The 20,363-nt window shown below is 69.6% G+C and carries 19 protein-coding genes and 3 tRNA genes; 17 read left to right on the forward strand and 5 right to left on the reverse strand.

Annotated elements, in window-relative coordinates; genetic code table 11:
- Window positions 1-17: 17 nt before the first annotated feature.
- From AB0878_RS08060 to AB0878_RS08070, 3 genes are all read left to right on the forward strand, one after another.
- A tRNA-Glu gene (locus AB0878_RS08060) sits at window positions 18-90 on the forward strand.
- Window positions 91-112: 22 nt separating this feature from the next.
- Window positions 113-186: transfer RNA gene (locus AB0878_RS08065), tRNA-Asp, on the forward strand.
- A 31-nt stretch (window positions 187-217) separates the two neighbouring features.
- Window positions 218-291 (forward strand) — tRNA-Phe (locus tag AB0878_RS08070).
- A gap of 201 nt (window positions 292-492) precedes the next feature.
- On the opposite strand, the gene AB0878_RS08075 is transcribed toward AB0878_RS08070, so the two are convergent.
- The gene (locus AB0878_RS08075; protein WP_366577657.1) at window positions 493-1,011 is read right to left on the reverse strand and encodes a hypothetical protein; all 519 of its coding nucleotides are present in this window, start codon (window positions 1,009-1,011) and stop codon (window positions 493-495) included.
- A 176-nt stretch (window positions 1,012-1,187) separates the two neighbouring features.
- Between AB0878_RS08075 and AB0878_RS08080 the strand changes: the two genes are divergently transcribed.
- The 3 genes from AB0878_RS08080 (at window position 1,188) to AB0878_RS08090 (ending at window position 3,230) form a co-directional block, all read left to right on the forward strand.
- Window positions 1,188-1,880 (forward strand): class I SAM-dependent methyltransferase, encoded by a 693-nt coding sequence (locus AB0878_RS08080; RefSeq protein ID WP_366577658.1) that lies wholly within the window; start codon window positions 1,188-1,190, stop codon window positions 1,878-1,880.
- A gap of 179 nt (window positions 1,881-2,059) precedes the next feature.
- Entirely contained in the window at window positions 2,060-2,404 is a 345-nt protein-coding gene (locus AB0878_RS08085; RefSeq protein ID WP_366577659.1) for a YciI family protein, read from the forward strand.
- Between the two features lie 34 nt (window positions 2,405-2,438).
- On the forward strand, window positions 2,439-3,230 hold the full coding sequence (locus tag AB0878_RS08090; RefSeq protein ID WP_366577661.1) for an arylamine N-acetyltransferase: 792 nt from the start codon (window positions 2,439-2,441) through the stop codon (window positions 3,228-3,230).
- Here AB0878_RS08090 and AB0878_RS08095 read toward each other — a convergent pair.
- Both AB0878_RS08095 and AB0878_RS08100 read right to left on the reverse strand, forming a co-directional pair.
- Window positions 3,224-5,551 carry an EAL domain-containing protein gene (locus AB0878_RS08095; protein ID WP_366577663.1) on the reverse strand — a complete coding sequence of 776 codons (2,328 nt, stop codon included), beginning with the start codon at window positions 5,549-5,551 and terminating at the stop codon, window positions 3,224-3,226. The genes AB0878_RS08090 and AB0878_RS08095 overlap by 7 nt on opposite strands.
- A gap of 91 nt (window positions 5,552-5,642) precedes the next feature.
- A complete protein-coding gene (locus AB0878_RS08100; protein WP_366577664.1) occupies window positions 5,643-6,431 on the reverse strand; it encodes a rhomboid-like protein in 789 nt (262 codons plus the stop codon).
- A gap of 136 nt (window positions 6,432-6,567) precedes the next feature.
- On the opposite strand from AB0878_RS08100, the gene AB0878_RS08105 reads away from it, so the two are divergent.
- Window positions 6,568-7,170: a hypothetical protein gene (locus AB0878_RS08105; protein ID WP_366577666.1), complete on the forward strand. Its 603-nt coding sequence runs from the start codon at window positions 6,568-6,570 to the stop codon at window positions 7,168-7,170.
- A 62-nt stretch (window positions 7,171-7,232) separates the two neighbouring features.
- Window positions 7,233-9,173, forward strand: a complete 1,941-nt coding sequence (locus tag AB0878_RS08110) for an amino acid transporter (protein WP_366577668.1) — start codon at window positions 7,233-7,235, stop codon at window positions 9,171-9,173.
- Here AB0878_RS08110 and AB0878_RS08115 read toward each other — a convergent pair.
- Window positions 9,170-9,487 carry an NIPSNAP family protein gene (locus AB0878_RS08115; RefSeq protein ID WP_366577670.1) on the reverse strand — a complete coding sequence of 106 codons (318 nt, stop codon included), beginning with the start codon at window positions 9,485-9,487 and terminating at the stop codon, window positions 9,170-9,172. The two genes, AB0878_RS08110 and AB0878_RS08115, sit on opposite strands and share 4 nt — an antisense overlap.
- Complete coding sequence (locus AB0878_RS08120; RefSeq protein ID WP_366577672.1) at window positions 9,484-10,602, reverse strand: 5-methyltetrahydropteroyltriglutamate--homocysteine S-methyltransferase; 1,119 nt, start codon at window positions 10,600-10,602, stop codon at window positions 9,484-9,486. Before AB0878_RS08120 ends, AB0878_RS08115 begins: the two co-directional genes overlap by 4 nt.
- 79 nt (window positions 10,603-10,681) lie before the next feature.
- Here AB0878_RS08120 and AB0878_RS08125 point away from each other — a divergent pair, with 79 nt between their 5' ends.
- From AB0878_RS08125 to AB0878_RS08165, 9 genes are all read left to right on the forward strand, one after another.
- Window positions 10,682-12,022, forward strand: coding sequence for a nucleobase:cation symporter-2 family protein (locus AB0878_RS08125; protein ID WP_366577674.1), 1,341 nt, complete (start codon window positions 10,682-10,684; stop codon window positions 12,020-12,022).
- A gap of 251 nt (window positions 12,023-12,273) precedes the next feature.
- A complete protein-coding gene (locus AB0878_RS08130) occupies window positions 12,274-13,065 on the forward strand; it encodes an IclR family transcriptional regulator (RefSeq protein ID WP_366577676.1) in 792 nt (263 codons plus the stop codon).
- A gap of 86 nt (window positions 13,066-13,151) precedes the next feature.
- Window positions 13,152-14,318, forward strand: a complete 1,167-nt coding sequence (locus tag AB0878_RS08135) for a cytochrome P450 (protein WP_366577678.1) — start codon at window positions 13,152-13,154, stop codon at window positions 14,316-14,318.
- Between the two features lie 5 nt (window positions 14,319-14,323).
- The gene (locus tag AB0878_RS08140; RefSeq protein WP_366577680.1) at window positions 14,324-14,647 is read left to right on the forward strand and encodes a 2Fe-2S iron-sulfur cluster-binding protein; all 324 of its coding nucleotides are present in this window, start codon (window positions 14,324-14,326) and stop codon (window positions 14,645-14,647) included.
- Window positions 14,644-15,879: an FAD-dependent oxidoreductase gene (locus AB0878_RS08145; RefSeq protein ID WP_366577682.1), complete on the forward strand. Its 1,236-nt coding sequence runs from the start codon at window positions 14,644-14,646 to the stop codon at window positions 15,877-15,879. The genes AB0878_RS08140 and AB0878_RS08145 overlap by 4 nt, the downstream gene beginning before the upstream one ends.
- Before the next feature lie 30 nt (window positions 15,880-15,909).
- Entirely contained in the window at window positions 15,910-17,085 is a 1,176-nt protein-coding gene (locus AB0878_RS08150) for a 4-hydroxybenzoate 3-monooxygenase (RefSeq protein WP_366577684.1), read from the forward strand.
- An 820-nt stretch (window positions 17,086-17,905) separates the two neighbouring features.
- Entirely contained in the window at window positions 17,906-18,721 is an 816-nt protein-coding gene (locus AB0878_RS08155) for a MerR family transcriptional regulator (protein ID WP_366577685.1), read from the forward strand.
- A gap of 319 nt (window positions 18,722-19,040) precedes the next feature.
- Window positions 19,041-19,772, forward strand: a complete 732-nt coding sequence (locus tag AB0878_RS08160) for a Clp protease N-terminal domain-containing protein (RefSeq protein WP_366577687.1) — start codon at window positions 19,041-19,043, stop codon at window positions 19,770-19,772.
- Window positions 19,773-19,845: 73 nt separating this feature from the next.
- Window positions 19,846-20,358 (forward strand): hypothetical protein, encoded by a 513-nt coding sequence (locus AB0878_RS08165; protein WP_366577689.1) that lies wholly within the window; start codon window positions 19,846-19,848, stop codon window positions 20,356-20,358.
- Window positions 20,359-20,363: the final 5 nt, after the last annotated feature.

Consider the following 20,363-nt stretch of genomic DNA (forward strand, 5'->3'; position numbering starts at 1 on the left):
TCGCCGAAACCGGCTGGGCTCCCATCGTTCAGTGGCCTAGGACTCCGCCCTTTCAAGGCGGCAACGCGGGTTCGAATCCCGTTGGGAGTACGCAGTACCGTAGTACCAGCAAGGCCCTGTGGCGCAGTTGGTTAGCGCGTCGCCCTGTCACGGCGAAGGTCGCGGGTTCGAGTCCCGTCAGGGTCGCAAGATCGTTCGGCTGCTAGCCGGCGTTCCCGGCCAGGTAGCTCAGTTGGTACGAGCGTCCGCCTGAAAAGCGGAAGGTCGCCGGTTCGACCCCGGCCCTGGCCACGCTCGAAGAAGCCGTCTTGACTCACGTCAGGGCGGCTTTCTTGTGTCTGAGGGCGGATTTGGCGCGAGTGGCGTCAACGCCGGGGCGACGATCGCGGGGACGCCGCGGTGGAGGCGGCTCGTGCCGCCTCCACGGGACGCGACGTCCCCGATGATCGTGTTACTTGCTGTGTTTCGGTTCGGCCGCCGGTGTCGTGGTGATCACAGCCGGTCGGCGAGGGTTTTCGCCAGCGTGGTGTAGCCGGCGCGGAACCCGTCGTTGCGCGGAGCGGCCAAGGAGAGGTGGGCGACACGGGTCACGCCGTGGCTCGGCTCGATGACCGCGATGTCGGTGCCGTTGCCCTTGCTGAGGCAGTAGATCGCGGCTTCACCGAGCGGCTGCGCCTTGTCGGCGCACTCCTGTTCGGCGACTTGCAGCAGTGTCTTCTGCGCAACCATTGTCGGGGTCTCGGCGATCTCGAGGGCTGCCAGAAGGGAACCGTCGTCGTCGGTGCGGTGGTACTTGCAGGTGTAGACGGTGAGCCCGCCCTGGACTGACGGGATTTGTTCGCTGCTGTCGTAAATGTTCGAGTCGCTGAACGCCTTTGCGATCTCCGCCGAGTCCAGAAACGGACACGCCGCCGTCAGCTTGGCCGGCGACACTGCCGGCACGAACGGCGGCGGGGGAGGGCTGGCGCTCGTGGTGGGCGCAGGACTGCTGCTGGAGGCCGGCGCCGCCACGACGGCTCCGTTGGCACCGGTCGAACATCCTGCGGCAGCCGCCGCCACGAAGGCGGCGGCGATGAATCTTCGAGACAAACGCATGCACCGAATCCTGCCGGACATTCCCGGAATTCCCGCTCGCGGAGATCCACTTGTGATCACTCGGAGTGGCTTGTTCGCCGAATCTTCTTGCTGTGCGTGAAAAACTATGCGGGTTGGAGCGGCGTGCGTTCTTCGAAGCCTGGCTCAGAGAACCGCGCAAGGTGAAGCGCGTCTCCGTGGCGGACGCCGCTGGCAGGATGCCGAACGTGACGCACGAGCTGTGGGACGCGCACGCCGCGGAGTTCGATGAGCAGCCCGATCACGGGTTGCGCGACCCCGTCGTGCGCGAGGCGTGGCGGGAGCTTCTGCTGTCGTTGCTGCCGAAGGCGCCGGCGTCCGTGGTTGATCTGGGTTGTGGGACGGGAAGTCTCGCCGTGTTGTTGGCCGAGGCCGGCTATGAGGTGTGTGGGGTGGACCTGTCCCGGCGGATGCTGGCGCTCGCCGAGGAAAAGGCGGCGGCGGCCGGGGTCCAGGTCGAGTTTCGGCATGGCGACGTGGCGGATCCGCCTGCGGGTGCGTACGACGTGGTGCTCAGCCGGCACGTGCTGTGGGCGATGCCCGATCCCGCGGCCGCGGTGGCGCGGTGGGTCGGGCTGCTGAGGCCCGGCGGGCGGCTCGTGCTGATCGAGGGCCGGTGGTCCACCGGGGCCGGGCTGACCGCGGCGGAGTGTCAGGGACACGTGCTGGCTCATCGGCGGGAAGCGGGCGTCGAGAAACTGGATGACCCGGCGTTGTGGGGTGCGGAGATTGAGGATGAGCGATACGTGGTGACCAGTCGAGCCTGAAGACGCACGACGGTGGCTGCGATCGATCGGGTACAAGTCGAGGCTGCTCGGGGCCGTGGTGAATCGGGTGAAGGCCCACTTCGGCTGATCCGCAAAAAACTTCGCGCGGCGGTGTCCGGACCACCACGCCGGCTCCGACCACTCGGCGAAAGACACCGTCGAGACCCAAGGAGCACACCGTGAAGTACCTGCTCACCATCAACATGACCCCCGCCCTGTGGGAGAGCCTCCCCGAAAGCGCGAAGCAGGACGTGTACGACGGACACGGCGCCTTCATGAAGAACAACGCCGCCGAGTTCGTCGAGACCAAGGCGCTGGCCGGGCCCGGCGAAAGTGTCACCGTGCGGGTGCGCGAGGGCGAGACGCAGCCGGAGATCGGCCTCATCCACGGCAGCGAAACCTTCCTCTGCGGCTACTACCTCGTCGACGTCCCCACGAAGGACCGGGCGATCGAGCTCGCCGCCGAGGTTCCGGAGGCGAAGCACACCGCGGTGGAGGTGCGGCCGGTCGAGTACGAGGGTTGACCTGCACCGAGGTCGAGGTTGCACGCTGATCACCATGTGGAACATCGACGCCGTGGACGTCAACGCGTACCTCGAGCGGGTCGGGCGCCCGCGTCGGCCACCGTCAGCCGAGGCGCTGCGGGAGTTGACGCGGGCGCACGTCGAGACGATTCCGTTCGAGAACGTGGACGTCGTGCTCGGGCGGCATCGGGGGATCGGGCTGGACGTCGTCAGCGAGAAGCTGATCACGCGGCGAAGAGGCGGGTACTGCTACGAGCAGGCCGGCCTCTTCGCGGCCGTCGCGGAACGGCTGGGGTACGACGTGCAGCGGACGGTTTCGCGGGTGCAGCCCGACCGGGGCGGGCCGTACACGCACATGACGTTGATCGTCACCGTGGAGAACACGCCGTACCTCGTCGACGTCGGGTTCGGGTCAGGGATGCTCGTGCCGATGCCGTTCGAGGACGGCGCGGTGGTGGACCAGGGCGGGTGGCCGCACCGGCTCATCCGCCGGGAAGACTGGTGGGTCTTCCAGAAGAAGGACCAGCACGGCTGGGAAGACCTCCACGAGCTCCTCCCGCAGGTCCGCAGCCGGCCCGTGGACTACGAGGTCTACCACCACTACATCTCCACCCACCCGAAGTCGGTGTTCTTCGGGCGGCTGGTCCTCATGCGACTGGAGGACGGCCGGCTGCGCCGCATGATCGGGCGGGAGCTCACCGAGTCCCGGCCCGGGATGACGGACGTGACCAGGACGATCGCGCCCGAAGAGCTGGAGAAGACGTTGGCGGACCTGGACATCGTGCTCACCGACGAAGAACTCGACGCACTGCTGAAGGTCTACTGAGCGAACAGCTCCGCGGCAGGCAGCGGCCGGCCCAGGTGGTACCCCTGGGCCTGGTCGCAGCCGAGCTGACGCAGCAACGCCAGCTCCTCGGCCGTCTCCACCCCCTCGGCCACCACGGTCAAGCCGACCGCGTGCGCCATCGCGATGATGCTCGCGACGATCGCCGCGGCGTCGCGGGAGTCGGCGATGCCGGTGATGAACGAGCGGTCGATCTTCAGCGTGTCCAGCGTCATGCGGCGCAGCTGCGCCAGCGACGAATAGCCCGTGCCGAAGTCGTCGATCGCGAGCAGCACGCCGAGGGAACGCAGTGCTGCCAGTACTTCCGCGGCGGCGACCTCGTCGCGCATCAGCGCGCTCTCCGTCACCTCCAGGCACAACGCGGAAGCCGGGAGGCCCGTCGTCGCCAGTGCGTCGCGCACGGCCGGCACCAGCTGTGGATCTTCCAGCTGGCGCACGGAAAGGTTCACCTTCAGCGACAGGTCCAGACCGCGGGCCGCGCGCAGCGACGCCACCTCGCGCGTGGTGTCGCACAGCACGAACTTGCCGATCTCGTTGATCAGCTCGCTTTCCTCGGCCAGCGGGATGAACTCCGCGGGCGAGATCGCGCCGTGGGTGGGGTGCGTCCAGCGCAGCAACGCTTCCACGCCCACCATTTCGCCGGTGTGCAGGTCGACCACGGGCTGGTACGCGGGCCACAGCTGTCCACTGTGGACCGCGTCGCGCAGGTCCTGCTCCATGCGCAGCCGCCGCTGCATTCGCATCCGCAGGGCGACGTCGAAGAACTCGTACCGCCCGCGGCCGAGCGCTTTTGCTTGGTACATGGCGACATCCGCGTCACGCAGCAGGTCTTCGGCGCTGCGCTGGTCGCCCGCCGTGACGAGGACGATGCCGATGCTCGCGTCCACGTGGAGCTCGCGCCCGTGCACGGAAATGGGCTCCGCCAGCACCGAACGCAGGTGCGCCGCGAGCGAGCGCACCTCGGCGTCGGCCGTGGCCCCAGCCGTGACGACCACGAACTCGTCACCCCCGAATCGGCCCACCACGTCGGCCGCGGCCGTGGCGCGGCGCAGGCGTTCGCCGACGATCCGCAGCACCTGGTCGCCGACGGAGTGGCCGAGGGAATCGTTGATGATCTTGAACTTGTCGAGGTCGAGGAACAGCACCGTGGTCGGGTTGACGCGGTCGCGGCGATCGAGCCGGTCGAGCACGAGTGTGCGGTTCGCCAGGCGCGTCAACGGGTCGTGGGTCGCGTCGTGGGCCAGGCGGGCGCTGATGGCGCGCCGTTCGGTGATGTCGGTGAACGACGTGACCACGGAGACGCCGACGGGGTCGTCCGGGTTGAGCAGCCGCGACGTCAGCGCCACCCACACATCGCGGCCGTCGGCGCGGCGCAGGCGCAGGACGAGGCCGTTCTGCGTGATCCCGGTGCGGCGCGTGGAGATCGACGGCAGCTCGTCCTCGGACAGCCGGTGCCCGGACTCGTCGAAGAGCACGAGCGACGAGCACGGCACGCCGATCAGCTCGTCGGCCGGCACGCCGAGGATGCGGCTCGCGGCGGGGTTCACCGACTCGATCAGGCCTTTCGGGCCCACGACCAGCACACCTTCGTCGAGCGCGGCCACCACCGTGCGGTAGTGCTGCTCCGCTCGGCGGCGCGCGGTCTCGTCAGCGCAGACGAGCACGTGGCCGTCATTCATCTCAGCTGCGGAAACGCGGACCGAGAGCGGAGCCCCTTCGCGATGGTGGTGCGTCTGCTGCACCACGCCTCCCGCGAGCTGGACCGCCACGGGATCGGGATCGGCGCCGAGCAGCTCGCGCGCCGGCCGACCGGCGGCTTCGGCCGCGGTCCACCCGTACACGGTCTCCGCTGCGGGGTTCCAGCTCGTGACGATGCCGTCCGCGGTCACCGCGATGATCGCGTCGCTCACCTGCGACACCACCGCGGCCTGAGTGGCGGCGGCCCGGAGCCCGGCGACGTCGCGGATCACGACCTGGATCGCCGACGCGGCCTCGTCGCCGGTGCGCAGCGACACCGTCTCCACGGCGAACGTGCTGCCGTCGACTCGTTTCACGACCGTTTCGACCGGTTCGGCCGCAGGCTCCTCGGCGCGGTCCCGTTCGGCCACCACGAAGTCGGTGACCGGCCGGCCCACGACCTCGGCCGTCGACCGGGCGCCGAAGAGATCGAGCGCCGCGGGGTTGGCGTAGGTGATCACGCCGCTTTCGTGCACGCAGGTGGCGTCGGCGCTCAGCTCCACGAGCCGCCGGTAGCGTTCGGCCAGCTCCGCGAGCTGCGCCTTGGCTAGGGCGTCGGCCTCCATAGTGCGTCCGGTCCCCCTGTGTCGGCGTGTGGCCCGTCGATTACACCACCAAGGGATCAGTCGTGTATATGCGCCGGGGAACCTTCGTATATCACGTGCCGCCGGGCCCCGGCTCCGCGAATTCCCTCGGTGTCGCGCCCCTCGGACGCCGGTTCACGGAGTCGCGAAGCCGTGGGCCCCAGTAGAAGAGGCCGAAGTGCGCCGCGCACGCGTGGCCGAGCACGGTGACCACGGAATCGAGGCTGCCGGGCGAATCGGACACCCAGACCACGGCGATGAACAGCTCCATCACCACGAGAACCGCGATGCGCGGCCGGCCGCGCAGCAGGAACACGAGCGCGCCCGCCGTGGTGAAGAAGCCGTAGCTCACGCCGATGTCGAGCCAGCGGCTCGCGGTCGTCGGCAGCACGCCGCCGCTGATCAGCAGCATCACGGGCACTTCCGTGGCGAGCGTGGCCAGCACGTGGCCGCTGAAGAAGACGATCGCCGTGCGGCCGGGCCCGAACCGGCGTTCGAGCGGGGCGAGCGCGATGGTGAAGATGATCGCGTAGGCGAGCCAGCCGCCGTCTTCGAGCCACAGCGCGCTGCTGAGCAGGGAGACCAGCGGGCGGCGCCAGAGGTTGTGGGCGTCGGTGCTCGAGAGCTGCAACAGCTTGGCCGAGACGACCGGGTCGGCGAAGCGCAGCACGAGCGTGGTGCCGAGCAGGACGATGAGGTAACCGAACGTGAACGGTGTCGACCGGGGGGTCGGCAGCGCCCGCGCGAAGCTGCGGCCCACTGCTCGCCAGGTCAGCGTCACCCGGGTGGGCGCGGCCTCGCCGACGAGCCGGTGGGTCCACCAGTCTCGGAGGGTGACCGGCTGTCGGGCTCGCAGCAGCATTACTCCAGGCTCTCCGGGCATCCTGGGAGTTTCGCTAAGGGCAGCTGTGAAACCGCTGTGATTCTCACCCGCTAGTGTGACGCACACTGCGTAGAACTTTCTGTCATTATTCACCCGTTCGGTGGCCTGGTGCGGTATGAATGGCCCACTCCTGGTGAAAGGCCCGCTGGTGGACGAAGAGGTTTCGGTCGCCGAGCTACTCGTGCGCGAAGGTTGGGGCGAACGTCTGCCGCCGCCTTCGCGCTCGCGTTGGCGCATGGTCGCCGTGATGGTGGCGGTGGTCGTCGGGTGTGGCGCCGCGGCGATCCTGGTGTCGTTCGGCACGACGGCGAACGACGAGGCCACGCGCCTCACCGAGATGAAGGTCATCGAGATGCCCGACCGTACCGACGGTGCGGGTGGCGTCTCGGAGTCGAACCCGCCGCCGGCCACGATCGCGGGGTCCGGGCAGGGCCACGACTCGAACTCTTCGAGCGACGACGAGACCACCGAGGCCAGCGCCCCGAAGATCACGTCGATCATCGACCCGCTCAACCCGCGCGGCGGTGGTGAGCCCGGCACGACGTCGAGCAGCAACTCCGGCACCGCGACCAGCGGATCCGACTCGCCGACCTCGCCGACGGGCACCGCGCCCGGTTCGGGTGGCACCTCGTCGGACAACCAGCCTCCGCCGCCTCCGCCCCCGACGACCACGACGAAGACCAACCGGCCGTGTGTGCTGGGCATTCTCTGTATCTGAGTTCGGCTGCTGTTAACCGACATCACCAGTCTTGACCAGTCCTGACCGGGCATGATCACGGCGTGGTGAACGTCAAGACCAGGCCCGGCCTGCGGACGTGGCTGCTCGAAGGCGAGCACAAACGCGCCGAGCAGCTGAAGGGCGGCAAGCGGGAGACCGCGAAGAAAGCTGAACACCCGTGGTGGAAGGTCATGTGCCTCACGGGTGTCGACTACTTCTCCACGCTCGGCTACCAGCCCGGCATCGCCGCGCTCGCCGCCGGCGTGCTGTCACCGTTGGCGACGGTCGTGCTCGTGATCCTCACGCTCTGTGGTGCGTTGCCGATCTACCGCCGCGTCGCGCGAGAAAGCCCCCACGGGCAGGGCTCGATCGCGATGCTGGAGAAGCTCCTGTCGTGGTGGAGCGGCAAGCTGCTCGTGCTGGTGCTGCTGGGTTTCGTGGCCACCGACTTCGTCATCACCATCACGCTCTCGGCCGCCGACGCCACCGCGCACGTGGTCGAGAACCCCTTCGTCCCGTCCGCCCTGCACAACGGCCAGCTGTGGATCACGCTCGTGCTGATCGCGTTGCTGGGCGCGGTGTTCCTCAAGGGCTTCGCCGAGGCGATCGGCGTCGCGGTGGTGCTGGTGGGCGTGTACCTGGCGCTGAACGTGGTCGTGGTCGCCACCGCCGTCGAGCACGTGGTGACGAGCCCGAAGCTGGTGGTCGACTGGCAGAACCTGCTGGTGGCGCAGCACCCCAACCCGTGGCTGATGGTGGGCGTGGCGCTGGTCGTGTTCCCGAAGCTGGCGCTGGGCCTGTCCGGCTTCGAGACGGGTGTTTCGGTGATGCCGCTGGTGAAGGGCAAGCCCGGTGACACCGAACCGGAGCCGGAAGGCCGTATCCGCAACACGCGCCGGCTGCTGCTCACCGCGGCGCTGACGATGAGCGCGTTCCTGATCACGTCGAGCTTCGCCACCACGGTGCTGATCCCGCAGCAGGAGTTCCAGCCCGGCGGCGCGGCCAACGGTCGTGCGCTCGCGTTCCTCGCGCACCAGTACCTCGGCGACGTCTTCGGCACGGTCTACGACGTCAGCACCATCGCGATCCTGTGGTTCGCCGGCGCGTCGGCGATGGCGGGGCTGCTGAACATCGTGCCGCGTTACCTCCCGCGCTACGGCATGGCTCCCGACTGGGCCCGCGCGACGCGGCCGCTGGTGATCGTGGTGGCGCTCATCGCGTTCGTGATCACGCTGATCTTCGACGCCAACGTGGAGGAACAGGGCGGTGCGTACGCGACGGGCGTGCTGGTGCTGATCTCCTCGGCCGCCGTGGCGGTGACGCTGTCGGCCCGCCGGCGCCGGCAGCGGCGGGCGTTCGTGGCGTACCTGGTGATCACGCTCGTGTTCCTCTACACGACCATCGCCAACGTGATCGAGCGTCCGGACGGCGTGAAGATCGCGGCGTTCTTCATCGTCGCCATCGTGCTGACGTCGATGATCTCGCGCGCGACGCGGTCGCTGGAGCTGCGCGTGGAGGAGGTCGACTTCGACGCGGCGGCCCAGCGGATCCTCGACAAGGCCGTGCGCGCGGGCGAAATCCGCATCATCGCCAACGAACCGGACGCCCGCGACGAGGCCGAGTACCGCGACAAGGAACGCGAAGCCCGCGAGGACAACCACATCCCGACCGACTGCGCGATCCTCTTCCTCGAGGTGACGATCTCCGACGCGTCCGACTTCGAAACCACGCTGCGCGTCCACGGCGAAAAGCGCGCGGGCTACCGGATCCTGCGCATGAAGAGCCCGTCGATCGCCAACGCCATCGCCGCCGTGCTGCTGCACATCCGCGACGAAACCGGGAAACAGCCCCACATCTACTTCGCCTGGACCGAGGGCAACCCCTTCAAGTTCCTCATCCGCTACCTCATCTTCGGCGACGGCGACATCGCCCCCGTGACGCGGGAAGTCTTGCGGCGCGCGGAACCCGACCCGCACCGGCGGCCGCTCGTGCACGTGGGTTAGCTGTCGTCGTCCGGCATCAGCGGCCGCATGAAGGTGCGGCGGTGCCGCACGACGCAACCGGACTCGTCGCGGATGCGGTCGGCCGCGATGAAGTCGGGGTCAACGCCGAAGAGCGCGCGGTACTGCTCGTACGCGGCGAGGCTTTCGAAGCTGAACAACGCCCTGGCCTCGTCACTCGCCCCTTCGGCGGGCAGGAAGTAGCCGTGGTGCACGCCGCCTTCGCGGGTGACCAGGCGCATCCACGCCTGGGCGAACCGTTCGAACTCGGTGATCTTCGCGGGATCGATGACGTAGTCGACCACGCAGGTGATCACCGGCCCCACACCCGTTCCGCGGTCGAGACGATGAGCTCCAGCTTGCGCAGCTGGTCGTCCGTGGTGAGCTCGTTGCCTTCCTCAGTCGACGAGAAACCGCACTGCGGCGAGAGGCAGAGCTGGTCGATGTCGACGAACCGCGAAGCTTCCTCGATGCGGCGCACCAACGTGTCCGCGTCTTCGAGCTCCGGCCGTTTCGTGGTCACCAAACCGAGCACCACGCGCTTGCCCGGCGGCACGAACCGCAGCGGCTCGAAGCCGCCGGAGCGTTCGTCGTCGAACTCCAGGAAGAAGCCGTCGACGCCGAGCTCGCCGAACAGCGCCTCGGCCACGAACTCGTAGCTGCCCGAAGCCGCCCACGACGAGCGGAAGTTGCCGCGGCACAGGTGGGTCGTCACGCTCATGCCCTCGGTCCGGCCGCGCAGCGCCGCGTTGATCTGCTGGATGTTGCGCAGGTGCAGGGTGTCCGGGTCACCGCCCATGCGCGCGACGAGCTCGCGCTGCGCCGGGTCGTTGAGGTACGCGAGGCTGGTGTCGTCGAGCTGCAGGTACGTGCAGCCGAGCTCGCCCATCGCCGTCAGCTGCGCCGCGTACGCCGTGGCCAGGTCGGCGAAGAACTCCTCCAGGTCCGGGTACACGGTCTCACTCACCGCCGCCCGGCCGCCGCGGTAGTAGATCATGCTCGGCGACGGGATGGTGAGCTTCGGGGTGATGCCGGCGTCCACGTGGGACTTGAGGAACGCGAAGTGCTCGGCGAAGATCGGCTGGTCCAGCCGCACGCGGCCGTCGACCTGCAGGCCGGGCGGGCTGAACTCGAGGTCGCCGGCGAGGTTGTGGAACTTCACGTGCAGGCGCTCGTCGCTCTGCGAGATGCCGCCGAGTGAGTAGATGAAGTCCATGTGCCAGGACGCGCGGCGGAACTCGCCGTCGGTGGCCGAGGACAGGCCGGCGACCTTCTGCATCTTGATCACGTCGCGGATCGCGTCGTCTTCGACGGCCTTCAGCTGTTCGGCGGTGATCTCACCCGCGGCGTGGCGGCGGCGGGCGTCGCGCAGAACCGGCGGCCGCAGCAGGCTCCCGACGTGGTCGGCGCGGAAGGGGGGACGCGGAGTCATCCTCGCATCGTCACACACAAACCGGCGGTATGCGTCGTGAGAAGATGCGCGATCGGATCCGCGTGAAAGGGCTGCCCCCATGACCAAACACCCGGTCGACCAAGGCCTCCCCGCCGGCCGGCTGCTCCTGCTCGGCCTGCAGCACATGGCGATCATGTACACGGGGTCGGTCGCTGTGCCGCTGATCGTCGGCAGCGCGCTGAAGCTCGACGCGGCGACGATCGCGTTGCTGGTCAACGCCGACCTCTTCGTGGCCGGGATCGCCACGCTGGTCCAGTCCATCGGCATCGGCAAGCTCATCGGCGTGCGGCTGCCGGTGGTCGCGGGCGCGACGTTCACCGTGGTCAACCCGATGATCCTGATCGCCTCGCAGTACGGCCTCACCGCGGTGTACGGCTCGATGATCGCCTCGGGCGTGTTCGGGCTCCTGCTGGCACGGCCGTTCGCGAAGATGATCCGGTTCTTCCCACCGCTGGTCTCGGGCACGTTGCTGCTGGTCATCGGCATCTCGCTGCTCGGCCCGGGCGCGGCGATGATCGCCGGCCACGACACGGAGGCCCCCGACTACGCGACCCCGTCGCACCTCGGCATCGCCCTCGGCGTGGTGGCGCTGATCGTGCTGCTGACGCGGGTGCTGCGCGGGTTCGTCGCGCAGATCGCGCCGCTGGTGGCGCTCGCCGTCGGGCTCATCGTGGCGATTCCCCTTGGCCTGACGCAGTTCGGCGGAGTCGGACAGGCGAGCTGGTTCGGGCTCGCGTCCCCGCTGCACTTCGGCGCGCCGACGTTCCCGATCGCCGCCGTGCTGTCGATGTGCGTGGTCATGCTGGTGACGTTCACCGAGTCCACCGCCGACATGATCGCCGTCGGCGAGATCACGGGCCGCCCGGCCACCGACGCCGACGTCGCCCGCGGCCTCGCCACCGACGGCCTGTCCGCCATCCTCGGCGGCTTCATGAACTCCTTCCCCGACACCGCGTTCGCGCAGAACGTCGGCCTCGTCCAGATGACCCGCGTGCGCAGCCGCTGGGTCGTCGCCGTGACAGGCGGCCTGCTCGTGGTGATGGGCCTCGTGCCGAAGGTCGGCGCGGCCATCGCCTCGATCCCCGAACCGGTCGTCGGCGGCGTCGCGGTGATCATGTTCGCGATGGTGGCCGCGGTGGGCGTGCAGAACCTCAAGAAGGTCGAGTTCACGGGCAACCACAACACGTTCATCGTCGCGGTGTCCCTCGGCGTCGGTCTCCTGCCCGCCTTCGCCACCGACCGCTTCGGCACGTCCATCTTCTTCCAGCACTTCCCCGCGTGGCTCCAGACCATCTGCGGCAGCCCGATCACGCTGACGTCGATCCTGGCGTTCCTGCTGAACCTCCTGTTCAACCACCTGGGGGCGAGGAAGGATCCGGACCTGCTGGCGGCACCGTAAGGGTGCTTGACGGTGCGGCCGGCGTCGCCGCGGTCGCACCGAAGGCAGCGGCGCCGATTCGCTGGGACGAGATGGCGGCGCGTTCGTCCGGATGGGTGGGCGGCGTCGCGGGGTTGCGAATGCGCCACTTCGCCGACGATCGGCAGGTTTGAGTGCCCGCTCGGCCCGGACACGCGGCGCGCCACTCGAGCGGCGCACTGGCCTGTGCTCACCTGAGACACCGGCACCGTAGGGGTGCTTGACTGACACCCATGCGGCACAACGCGCAGCGGCCACCGTCGGTCGTGGAGCGGGTGTTGGACGTGCTGGGCGCGTTCACGTCCGAGCGACCGGTGTTGACGCTGTCCGAGCTGAGCCGGCGGGCCGGGCTGCCGTTGTCGACGACGCACCGGCTGGCGGGTGAGCTCGTGCGGCGCGGGGCTTTGCAGCGCGACGAGCAGGGGCAGTTCCGCGTGGGCCTGTGGCTGTGGGAGGTGGCGTCGCTCGCGCCGCACGGGGCGCAGCTGCGGGAGAGCGCGATGCCGTTCCTCGAGGACCTCTACGAGGCCACGCACCAGAACGTGCAGCTGGCCGTGCTCGACGGGGCCGAGGTCGTGTACCTCGAACGGCTCTCCGGGCGCCGCGCGGTGAACGTGATTTCGCGGGTGGGCGGGCGGCTGCCGTTGCACGCGACGGGCGTCGGGCTCGTGCTGCTCGCGCACGCGCCGGCCGAGGTGCAGGAGCAGGTGCTCGCGCTGCCGCTCAAGCGCTACACCGGCAAGACGATCCGCTCGGCCGAGCAGCTGCGGCGGGTGCTGGCCGACGTCCGCCGCAACGGCTACGCGGTGAGCGACGGCCAGATCGAGCTGCCCGCCCTCTCCGTCGCGGCGGCGGTGCGCGGCGCGTCGGACACGGTCGTCGCGTCGATTTCCGTGGTCGTGCCGGCCGAGGGGACGGACCCGTTGACGCTGGTCCCGGCCGTGCGGGCGGCGGCGCGCGGTATTTCACGCACGCTCGGCGCCACGCTGCGGCTTTCCGAAGACGCGCACCGCGAGACCCACTGAAACCTTCCACTCAGTGGAAGACGGGCTGCGGTCAACGGCCGCGAACCAGCACGCTGAGGGCCATCCCGACGACCTGAGGAGGCCCGGTGATCACCCTCGACGACGATCCGTTCGCCGACGAAGTCCTGGCCGACCCCGTGCCGCTGCACCGGCGGCTGCGCGACGCCGGTCCCGTCGTGCGCCTCGGCCGTTACGACGTGTGGGCGATGGCCCGCGCCGAGGAGGTCACGCAGGCGTTGACCGATCCGGAGACGTTCTGCTCGTCCGCCGGCGTCGGGCTCAGCGACTTCCGCAAGGAGATGCCGTGGCGCCCGCCGAGCCTGCTGCTCGAGGCCGACGCGCCGGAGCACGACCGGGCCCGCCGCACCGTGACGAGCGTGCTGACGCCGAAGGTCGTGAAGACCTACCGGGACACCTTCGCACGTGAAGCGGAGAAGCTCGTCGCTTCGCTGGTGGAGCGCGGCGAGTTCGACGCCGTACCCGACTTCGCGGAGGCTTTCCCGCTGAAGGTCTTCCCCGACGCCGTCGGTCTGCCCGCTGAGGGTCGTGAGCACCTGCTGCCGTACGGCGCCATGGTGTTCAACGGCTTCGGCCCCCGAAACCACCTGGTCACCGAGGCCATGGAGCGCGGCGCCGTGGCCCGCGAGTGGATCGCCGAGCACTGCCGCGCCGAGAATCTGGCGCCGGGCGGGCTCGGGGCGCGGATCCACGAAGCCGCTGCCGACTACCCGGCCGAGGAACGCGCCCTGCTCGTGCGCTCCTTCCTGAGCGCCGGCGTCGACACGACCGTCCACGCGCTGGGCAACGCCGTGTTGTGCTTCGCGTCCTACCCCGACCAGTGGGCCGCGCTGCGTGAGAAGCCGGAACGCTCGCGCGCGGCGTTCGAAGAGGTCGTGCAGTTCACGTCGCCCGTGCAGACGTTCTTCCGCACCACCACGCGTGACGTCGAGATCGGCGGCCAGCGGATCCCGGCGGGGGAGAAGGTGCTGCTCTTCCTGGCCGCCGCCAACCGCGACCCGCGGCGCCGGCCCGACGCGGACACGTTCGACATCACGCGCCGCGCGGCCGGGCACGTCGGGTTCGGCTCGGGTGTCCACGCGTGCGTCGGCCAGATGTTCGCGCGGCTCGAAGGCGAGGTGCTGCTCGCGGAGCTGGCCCGGCGCGTCACGACGATCGAGCTCACCGGCGAGCCGCGGCCCCAGCTGTCCAACACCCTGCGTGGCCTCGCCTCGCTGCCGGTCCGGGTTCGGTGAGCGGGATGCCGAAGGTCACCTACATGCGGCCCGACGGGACCTCCCGCACCGTCGACGCCACGGTCGGTCGCTCGCTGATGCAGGTGGCGCTCGACCACGGCGTGGACGGGATCGTGGCCGAGTGCGGCGGTAACGCCATGTGTGCGACCTGTCACGTCTACGTCGACCCGGCGCGTCTCGACGATCTTGGGCCCTTGTGCTCAGATGAAGAGGAGATGTTGGACTGCACGGCCAGCCCGAGGGCGGCCACCAGCAGGCTGTCCTGCCAGCTTCCGGTGACCGAGGACCTCGACGGTCTGGTCCTGCGTTTGCCGGAGGAGCAGTTATGACCACAGGATCCTCGCCCGAGACCGTGCTCGTCGCCGGCGGCGGCCAGAGCGGCTTCCAGGCCGCGGCTTCGTTGCGGGACAAGGGTTTCACCGGGCGGGTGGTCCTGGTCGGCGACGAGCCGGGCGTGCCGTACCAGCGGCCGCCGCTGTCGAAGGCCTACCTCAAGGGCACGGCGGGCGACGAGCAGCTGCGGCTGCGGCCGGAGGACTTCTTCGCGGAGAAGGGCATCGAGCTGGTGCCGGGGCGGGTGGCTTCGGTGGACCGGGCCGCCTCGCGGGTGGTGCTGGAGTCGGGTGAGGAGCTTCCGTACGACCACCTCGTGCTGGCCACTGGCGCGCGGAACCGGGTGCTGCCGGTGCCCGGCGCGGAGCTCGACGGCGTGCTGATGCTGCGGACGCGGGACGACGCGGACCGGCTGCGTTCGTCGTTGGAAAGCGCTTCGAACGTCGTGGTCATCGGCGGCGGCTTCATCGGGCTGGAGTTCGCCTCGCACGCCGGGCGGCCCGTGACGGTCGTCGAGGCGCAGGACCGGCTGCTGGCGCGGGTGGCGTCGCCGGAGGTGTCGGCGTTTTTCAAGGAACTGCACGAAAAAGCCGGCCACACGGTGTTGCTCGGAACGGGCGTTACGGCTCTGCACGGCGACGGGCACGTCTCGTCGGTCGAGCTGGCCGACGGCTCGCGCCTGCCCGCCGACCTGGTCGTGGTCGCGGTCGGGGTGGTGCCGGAGACGACGCTCGCTTCGGAGGCCGGGCTGGCCGTGACCAACGGTGTGGTCGTCGACGAGCACCTGCGCACCGAGGACCCGAAGATCTTCGCGATCGGCGACTGCGCCAACTTCCCGTGCGTCCACGCGGGCGCGGCGACGCGGCTGGAGTCGGTGCAGAACGCCGTCGACCAGGCCCGCTGCGTCGCCGCGGCGATCACCGGCGACGCCGCGCCGTACGACAGCCTGCCGTGGTTCTGGACCGACCAGACGGGCGCGAAGCTGCAGATCGTCGGCATTCTGGCCAACGCGGACAAGACCGTGGTGACCGGTGATCGGGCCGAGGGGCGGTTCTCGGTGCTGTCGTTCCGCGACGGGGTGCTGATCGCCGTCGAGTCGGTGAACCGCCCACCCGACCACATTGCCGCGCGCCGGCTGTTCACGGCGGAGCTGCGTCCGTCGTACGCCGATCTCGAAGCCAGCTCGTTCGATTTGAAAGCCCATGTGAAGTCGCGTTCCGCGGCTTGACGTTCGTTCGTTCGTTCGGAGGTACCCCCGTTGCGCACCCAGGTCGCTGTGATCGGCGCCGGCCCGGCCGGTCTGCTGCTTTCGTACCTGCTCCACTCCGAGGGCGTGGAGGCCGTCGTGCTGGAGGCGCGCGATCGCGAGTACGTGCGCCAACGCGTGCGCGCGGGGGTCTGCGAACAACCGACGGTCGAGCTGCTCACGGAGATCGGCCTCGGCGACCGGCTGGCGCGGGAAGGCTTGCCGCACGAGGGTTTCTCGCTCCGGTTCGACGGCCAGGACCACCGCATCGCGCTGACCGAGCTCACCGGGCGATCGATCACGGTGTACGGGCAGCAGGAGATCGTGAAGGACCTCGTGGACGCGCACGAGCGTCAGGGATTGCCGTTGGAGTTCGAGGTTTCGGACGTGGCTGTGTCTGATGTGGACACTTCGCGTCCGGTGGTCCGGTATGTGGACGCGGCTGGTGTTGCGCAGGTTCTGGAATGTGACGCCGTTGTCGGCTGCGACGGTTTCCACGGGGTGTCTCGTCCGTCCATTCCGGACGGTGTGTTGCAGTTCTTCGAGCGGGAGTACCCCTTCGCGTGGCTGGGTGTCCTGGCGCAGACGCCGCCTTCGCACGAGGAGCTGATCTACACGCACCACCCGCGTGGGTTCGCCTTGCACAGCATGCGCTCGCCGGAAATCACGCGCCTCTACCTGCAGGTCGACCCCGCCGAGGACCTCGCGGCCTGGTCCGACGACCGCATCTGGTCCGAGCTGTCCCTGCGCCTGGCGGTCGACGGCGAGTTCACCCTGCGCGAAGGCCCGATCCTCGACAAGGGCATCACGCCCATGCGCAGCTTCGTCGCCGAACCCATGCGCCACGGCCGGTTGTTCCTCGCCGGCGACGCCGCCCACATCGTCCCGCCGACCGGGGCGAAGGGCATGAACCTGGCCGTCGCGGACGTCCGCGTCCTCTCGCGCGCCTTGGTCGCCCTGCTCAAGGGCGACCCCGCCCTGGCCGATGCCTACTCCGACACCTGCCTCCGCCGCGTCTGGCGCGCCGAACACTTCTCCTGGTTCATGACGACCATGCTCCACACCGACCCGGGCGCCGACGCGTTCGCCCGCCGGTTGCAGCTCTCGCAACTCCGCTACACCGCCTCGTCGCGCGCCGCAGCGACCAGCGTGGCGGAGAACTACGTGGGGTTGCCGTTCGGGGGTTGAGGTTTTCCGGTCTCGCTTGGGCTCGTGAGTGGACCACTGGCGCCGCTGCGGCGCCAGTGGTCCTTTCGTGCCGTGGGCCGGCCGCGGCGGGACCGTTCGCGCGCGCCGGTGAGTGTGTGAACGGTCCGTTCGCGCGGCTATGGCGGGGCGGGTGGACCGCTTGCGCGCTGGTGAGTGAGCGAGTGGGCCGCTCGCCCTGTGCCGGAACCGCGACCGGACCGTTTGCCTGGCCGCGATGTCGCGAGGGGGCCGCTCGCGCTGCGCCACGACGGCGCGAGTGGGCCTTTCGTGCCGTGGGCCGGTCGTTTTCGCGCCGGTGAGTGTGCGAACGGTCCGTTCACGCGGCTATGGAAGGGCGGGTGGACCGCTTGCGCGCTGGTGAGTGAGCGAGTTGGCCGCTCGCCCTGTGCCGGAACCGCGACCGGACCGTTCGCCTGGCCGCGATGTCGCGAGGGGACCGCTCGAGCTGTGCCGCGCGACGGGACCGTTCGCCCGGCCGCGATGTCGCGAGTGGACCTCTCGCGGGGTGGTGTGGGGTGCGAATGGACCTTTCGGGCCGTGATGTGGGTGCGAGTGGACCTGTCGTGCTGCGGGGCGGTCGCGGCGGGACCGTTCGCGTACCGGTGGGTGTGCGAGTGGACCTGTCGTGTGGTGGGGCGGTCGCGAAGTGACCCTTCGCGTGCCGGTGAATGGTGCGAGGGGACCGTTCGGACTGAGCCCCGGCATGCGAGCGGACCGCGGACGCCGCGACCGGCGGCCGCACCCGTCGCCAAGTGGGCTTGACTCTGACACCGTGTGAGACCCGAACGTAGGTGGTGTCATGTTCAGCATCGGAGAGTTCGCCAAGGTCGGCCGCGTGTCCGTGCGGATGTTGCGGCACTACGACGCGCTCGGGTTGCTCCGGCCGGCGCGGGTGGATCCGCACAGTGGGTATCGCTACTACGCGGCGGACCAGCTCGCGCGGCTCAACCGCATCCTGGCGTTGAGCGATCTCGGGATCGGGCTCAAGCAGGTCGCCGAGGTGCTCGACGAGCGGCCCAGCGCGGAGCAGCTGCGCGGGATGCTCAGGTTGCGCCGTGGGGAGCTGGCGGAGCGGGTTGCGGCGGAGACGGCGCGGCTGGCGCGCGTGGAGGCGAGGCTCCGGTTGATCGAAGTGGAGGACACCATGTCCGAAGTGGACGTTGTGGTGAAGCCGGTCGAGGGTGCTCGTGTGGTGGCCGTCGGGGGGATTGCCGAGTCGTTCGAGTACGACGACATCGGGCCTGTCGTCGGCGGGCTGTGCGCGAGTCTCGCCGAGCGGATGGAGCGCGCGGGCCTGAAGTTCGCCGGGCCGGCCATCGCTTGGTACGAGCCGGCTGACGATCGGGTGCACGTGCAGGCCTGCGCGCCCTACGTCGGGTCGCCGGAGGGCGCCGCGCTGGACGAGGTGGAGCTGCCGGCCCTCGCGCACGCCGCGACGCTCGTCCACCGCGGCACGATGGCCACCATCGCCGAGTCGTACCAGGCCCTCGCGCGCTGGATCGACGACAATGGCTACCGCGCCGAACCGGGCCACGCCCGCGAGGTCTACCTGCACACCGACGGCGACGAGACGGGCTGGGTGACCGAGCTGCAGATCCCGGTCTCGGCCGCCTGACGAACAAGGCTGGGCCGGCAAACCCGGCCCAGTCCGCGCGGCCGAAATCGCCACGGTTGCGGCCGGTGATGCGGCCGTGCCGAGGGCGACCGGGGCCAACGCAGCCCGGACAGTGGGCGATCCGGCCGGGCCGAAGGCGCCGACCTGCCAGGCCCTCGCGACCCGGCAACCACCGGCCAGGTCCAGTCTCCTGCCGATCCAGGCCGTGATCCGCCCAACCTCGCCCAGCCGACAAGTCGACCCCATCCCCAAACCCATCCCCAGACCCATCGTCAACCCAAGGTTGACGACACCGAATCGTCAACCTACAGTTGACGGCATGACCTACCCAGTGAAGCTCGACGACCTCATCAGCGCCATCAAGGCGAACAACGACAAGGACGCCCTCGCGCAGCTGTCCGACGCGGTCTACCTGGGCGAGCACCTCGGGGAGCTCGCCGATCACCTCATCGGGCACTTCGTGGACCAGGCGAGGCGCAGTGGCGCGTCGTGGACGGAAATCGGGACGAGCATGGGCGTGTCGAAGCAGGCGGCCCAGAAGAGGTTCGTGCCGAAGGTCGACCCGGGGGGTGATCCGGGCGGGATGATCGAGCGGCTCTACGGCCGCTACACCGATCGCGCGCGGCACGTCGTCGTGGCGGCGCAGCAGGCGGCGAAGGACGCGAAGAGCCCGGGCATCGACACCGTGCACCTGGTGCTCGGGCTGCTCACCGAACCGGCCGCCCTGGCCGCCGGGATCCTGGTGTTCCAGGGCGCCAGCCTGGACGCCGTGAAGGAAGCGGCGGAGGCGCGGTTGCCCGAGCCCGTCGACCCCGTGCCGGACCCGATGCCGTTCACCGCGGCGGGCAAGAAGACGCTCGAGCTGACCCTGCGCGAAGGCCTGCGCCTTGGCCACAACTACATCGGCACCGAGCACATCCTGCTGGCGATCCTGGAGCAGGGCGAAGGTGCCGGCTACGAGGTGCTCGCCGGGCTGGGCATCAAGAAGGAGCCGGCGGAGGCGAAGATCCGCGAAGCCCTGGCCGAGATCCTGGCGGCGCGAGGGCAGTGAGGTACGTGGTGCCGGCAGTCGTCGTCGCTTTGCTTCTGGTGGCGGCGACCGCCTGACCCCTAGGCTGGCCGGCATGGCCGACCGGTTCATGGAGGAATTCCGCCGGGCGTTCGAAGACGCCCAGGGCGACGGCCCTCCCGCCATCCAGAGCTTTGAAATCGTCGAAGACAACGACGAAACCCTCGCCGCCGAAGCCGGCCGCCTGCTGGAGCCGATCGTGCAGCAGCTCGCGCTGCTCGGTCCCCAAGGCTGGGAGTGGTTCTCCGCCGAGTTCTCCTTCACCGTCTCCGCGGAAATCGCACTCCTGCGGTTCTTCGCCGGCAACCAGCACCAGGACGTCTACGTCCCCGAGCCCATCACCGCGATGCTGCGCAACCAGCGCCACGTCGCCGCGCAGATGTCCGCCGGTCCGTGGTGGCGGCTGATCCTGAGCGTGCTCAACAGCGGCCAGCTCAGCGTCAACTACGACTACGGCGACGAACCCTTCCCGCCCCACCAGCTCCTGCCGCCGCAGCACTACCGCGACGACCTCAACACCTACCGCCGGCCGCAGATCCCGCCTTGGCTCGCCGAGTACACGCGATGAAAAAG

This window comes from Amycolatopsis sp. NPDC047767 (genome assembly GCF_040704195.1).
GTDB lineage: Bacteria > Actinomycetota > Actinomycetes > Mycobacteriales > Pseudonocardiaceae > Amycolatopsis.

Excerpts from the sequence above, each read along its gene's own strand:
- AB0878_RS08165 (WP_366577689.1), top strand. The coding sequence starts at position 19,846 with ATGGCCGACCGGTTCATGGAGGAATTCCGCCGGGCGTTCGAAGACGCC.
- AB0878_RS08140 (WP_366577680.1), top strand. The coding sequence starts at position 14,324 with ATGCCGAAGGTCACCTACATGCGGCCCGACGGGACCTCCCGCACCGTC.
- AB0878_RS08095 (WP_366577663.1), bottom strand. The coding sequence starts at position 5,551 with ATGGAGGCCGACGCCCTAGCCAAGGCGCAGCTCGCGGAGCTGGCCGAA.
- AB0878_RS08100 (WP_366577664.1), bottom strand. The coding sequence starts at position 6,431 with ATGCTGCTGCGAGCCCGACAGCCGGTCACCCTCCGAGACTGGTGGACC.
- AB0878_RS08125 (WP_366577674.1), top strand. The coding sequence starts at position 10,682 with ATGACCAAACACCCGGTCGACCAAGGCCTCCCCGCCGGCCGGCTGCTC.
- AB0878_RS08145 (WP_366577682.1), top strand. The coding sequence starts at position 14,644 with ATGACCACAGGATCCTCGCCCGAGACCGTGCTCGTCGCCGGCGGCGGC.
- AB0878_RS08155 (WP_366577685.1), top strand. The coding sequence starts at position 17,906 with ATGTTCAGCATCGGAGAGTTCGCCAAGGTCGGCCGCGTGTCCGTGCGG.
- AB0878_RS08090 (WP_366577661.1), top strand. The coding sequence starts at position 2,439 with ATGTGGAACATCGACGCCGTGGACGTCAACGCGTACCTCGAGCGGGTC.
- AB0878_RS08120 (WP_366577672.1), bottom strand. The coding sequence starts at position 10,602 with ATGACTCCGCGTCCCCCCTTCCGCGCCGACCACGTCGGGAGCCTGCTG.
- AB0878_RS08130 (WP_366577676.1), top strand. The coding sequence starts at position 12,274 with ATGCGGCACAACGCGCAGCGGCCACCGTCGGTCGTGGAGCGGGTGTTG.
- AB0878_RS08105 (WP_366577666.1), top strand. The coding sequence starts at position 6,568 with ATGAATGGCCCACTCCTGGTGAAAGGCCCGCTGGTGGACGAAGAGGTT.
- AB0878_RS08160 (WP_366577687.1), top strand. The coding sequence starts at position 19,041 with ATGACCTACCCAGTGAAGCTCGACGACCTCATCAGCGCCATCAAGGCG.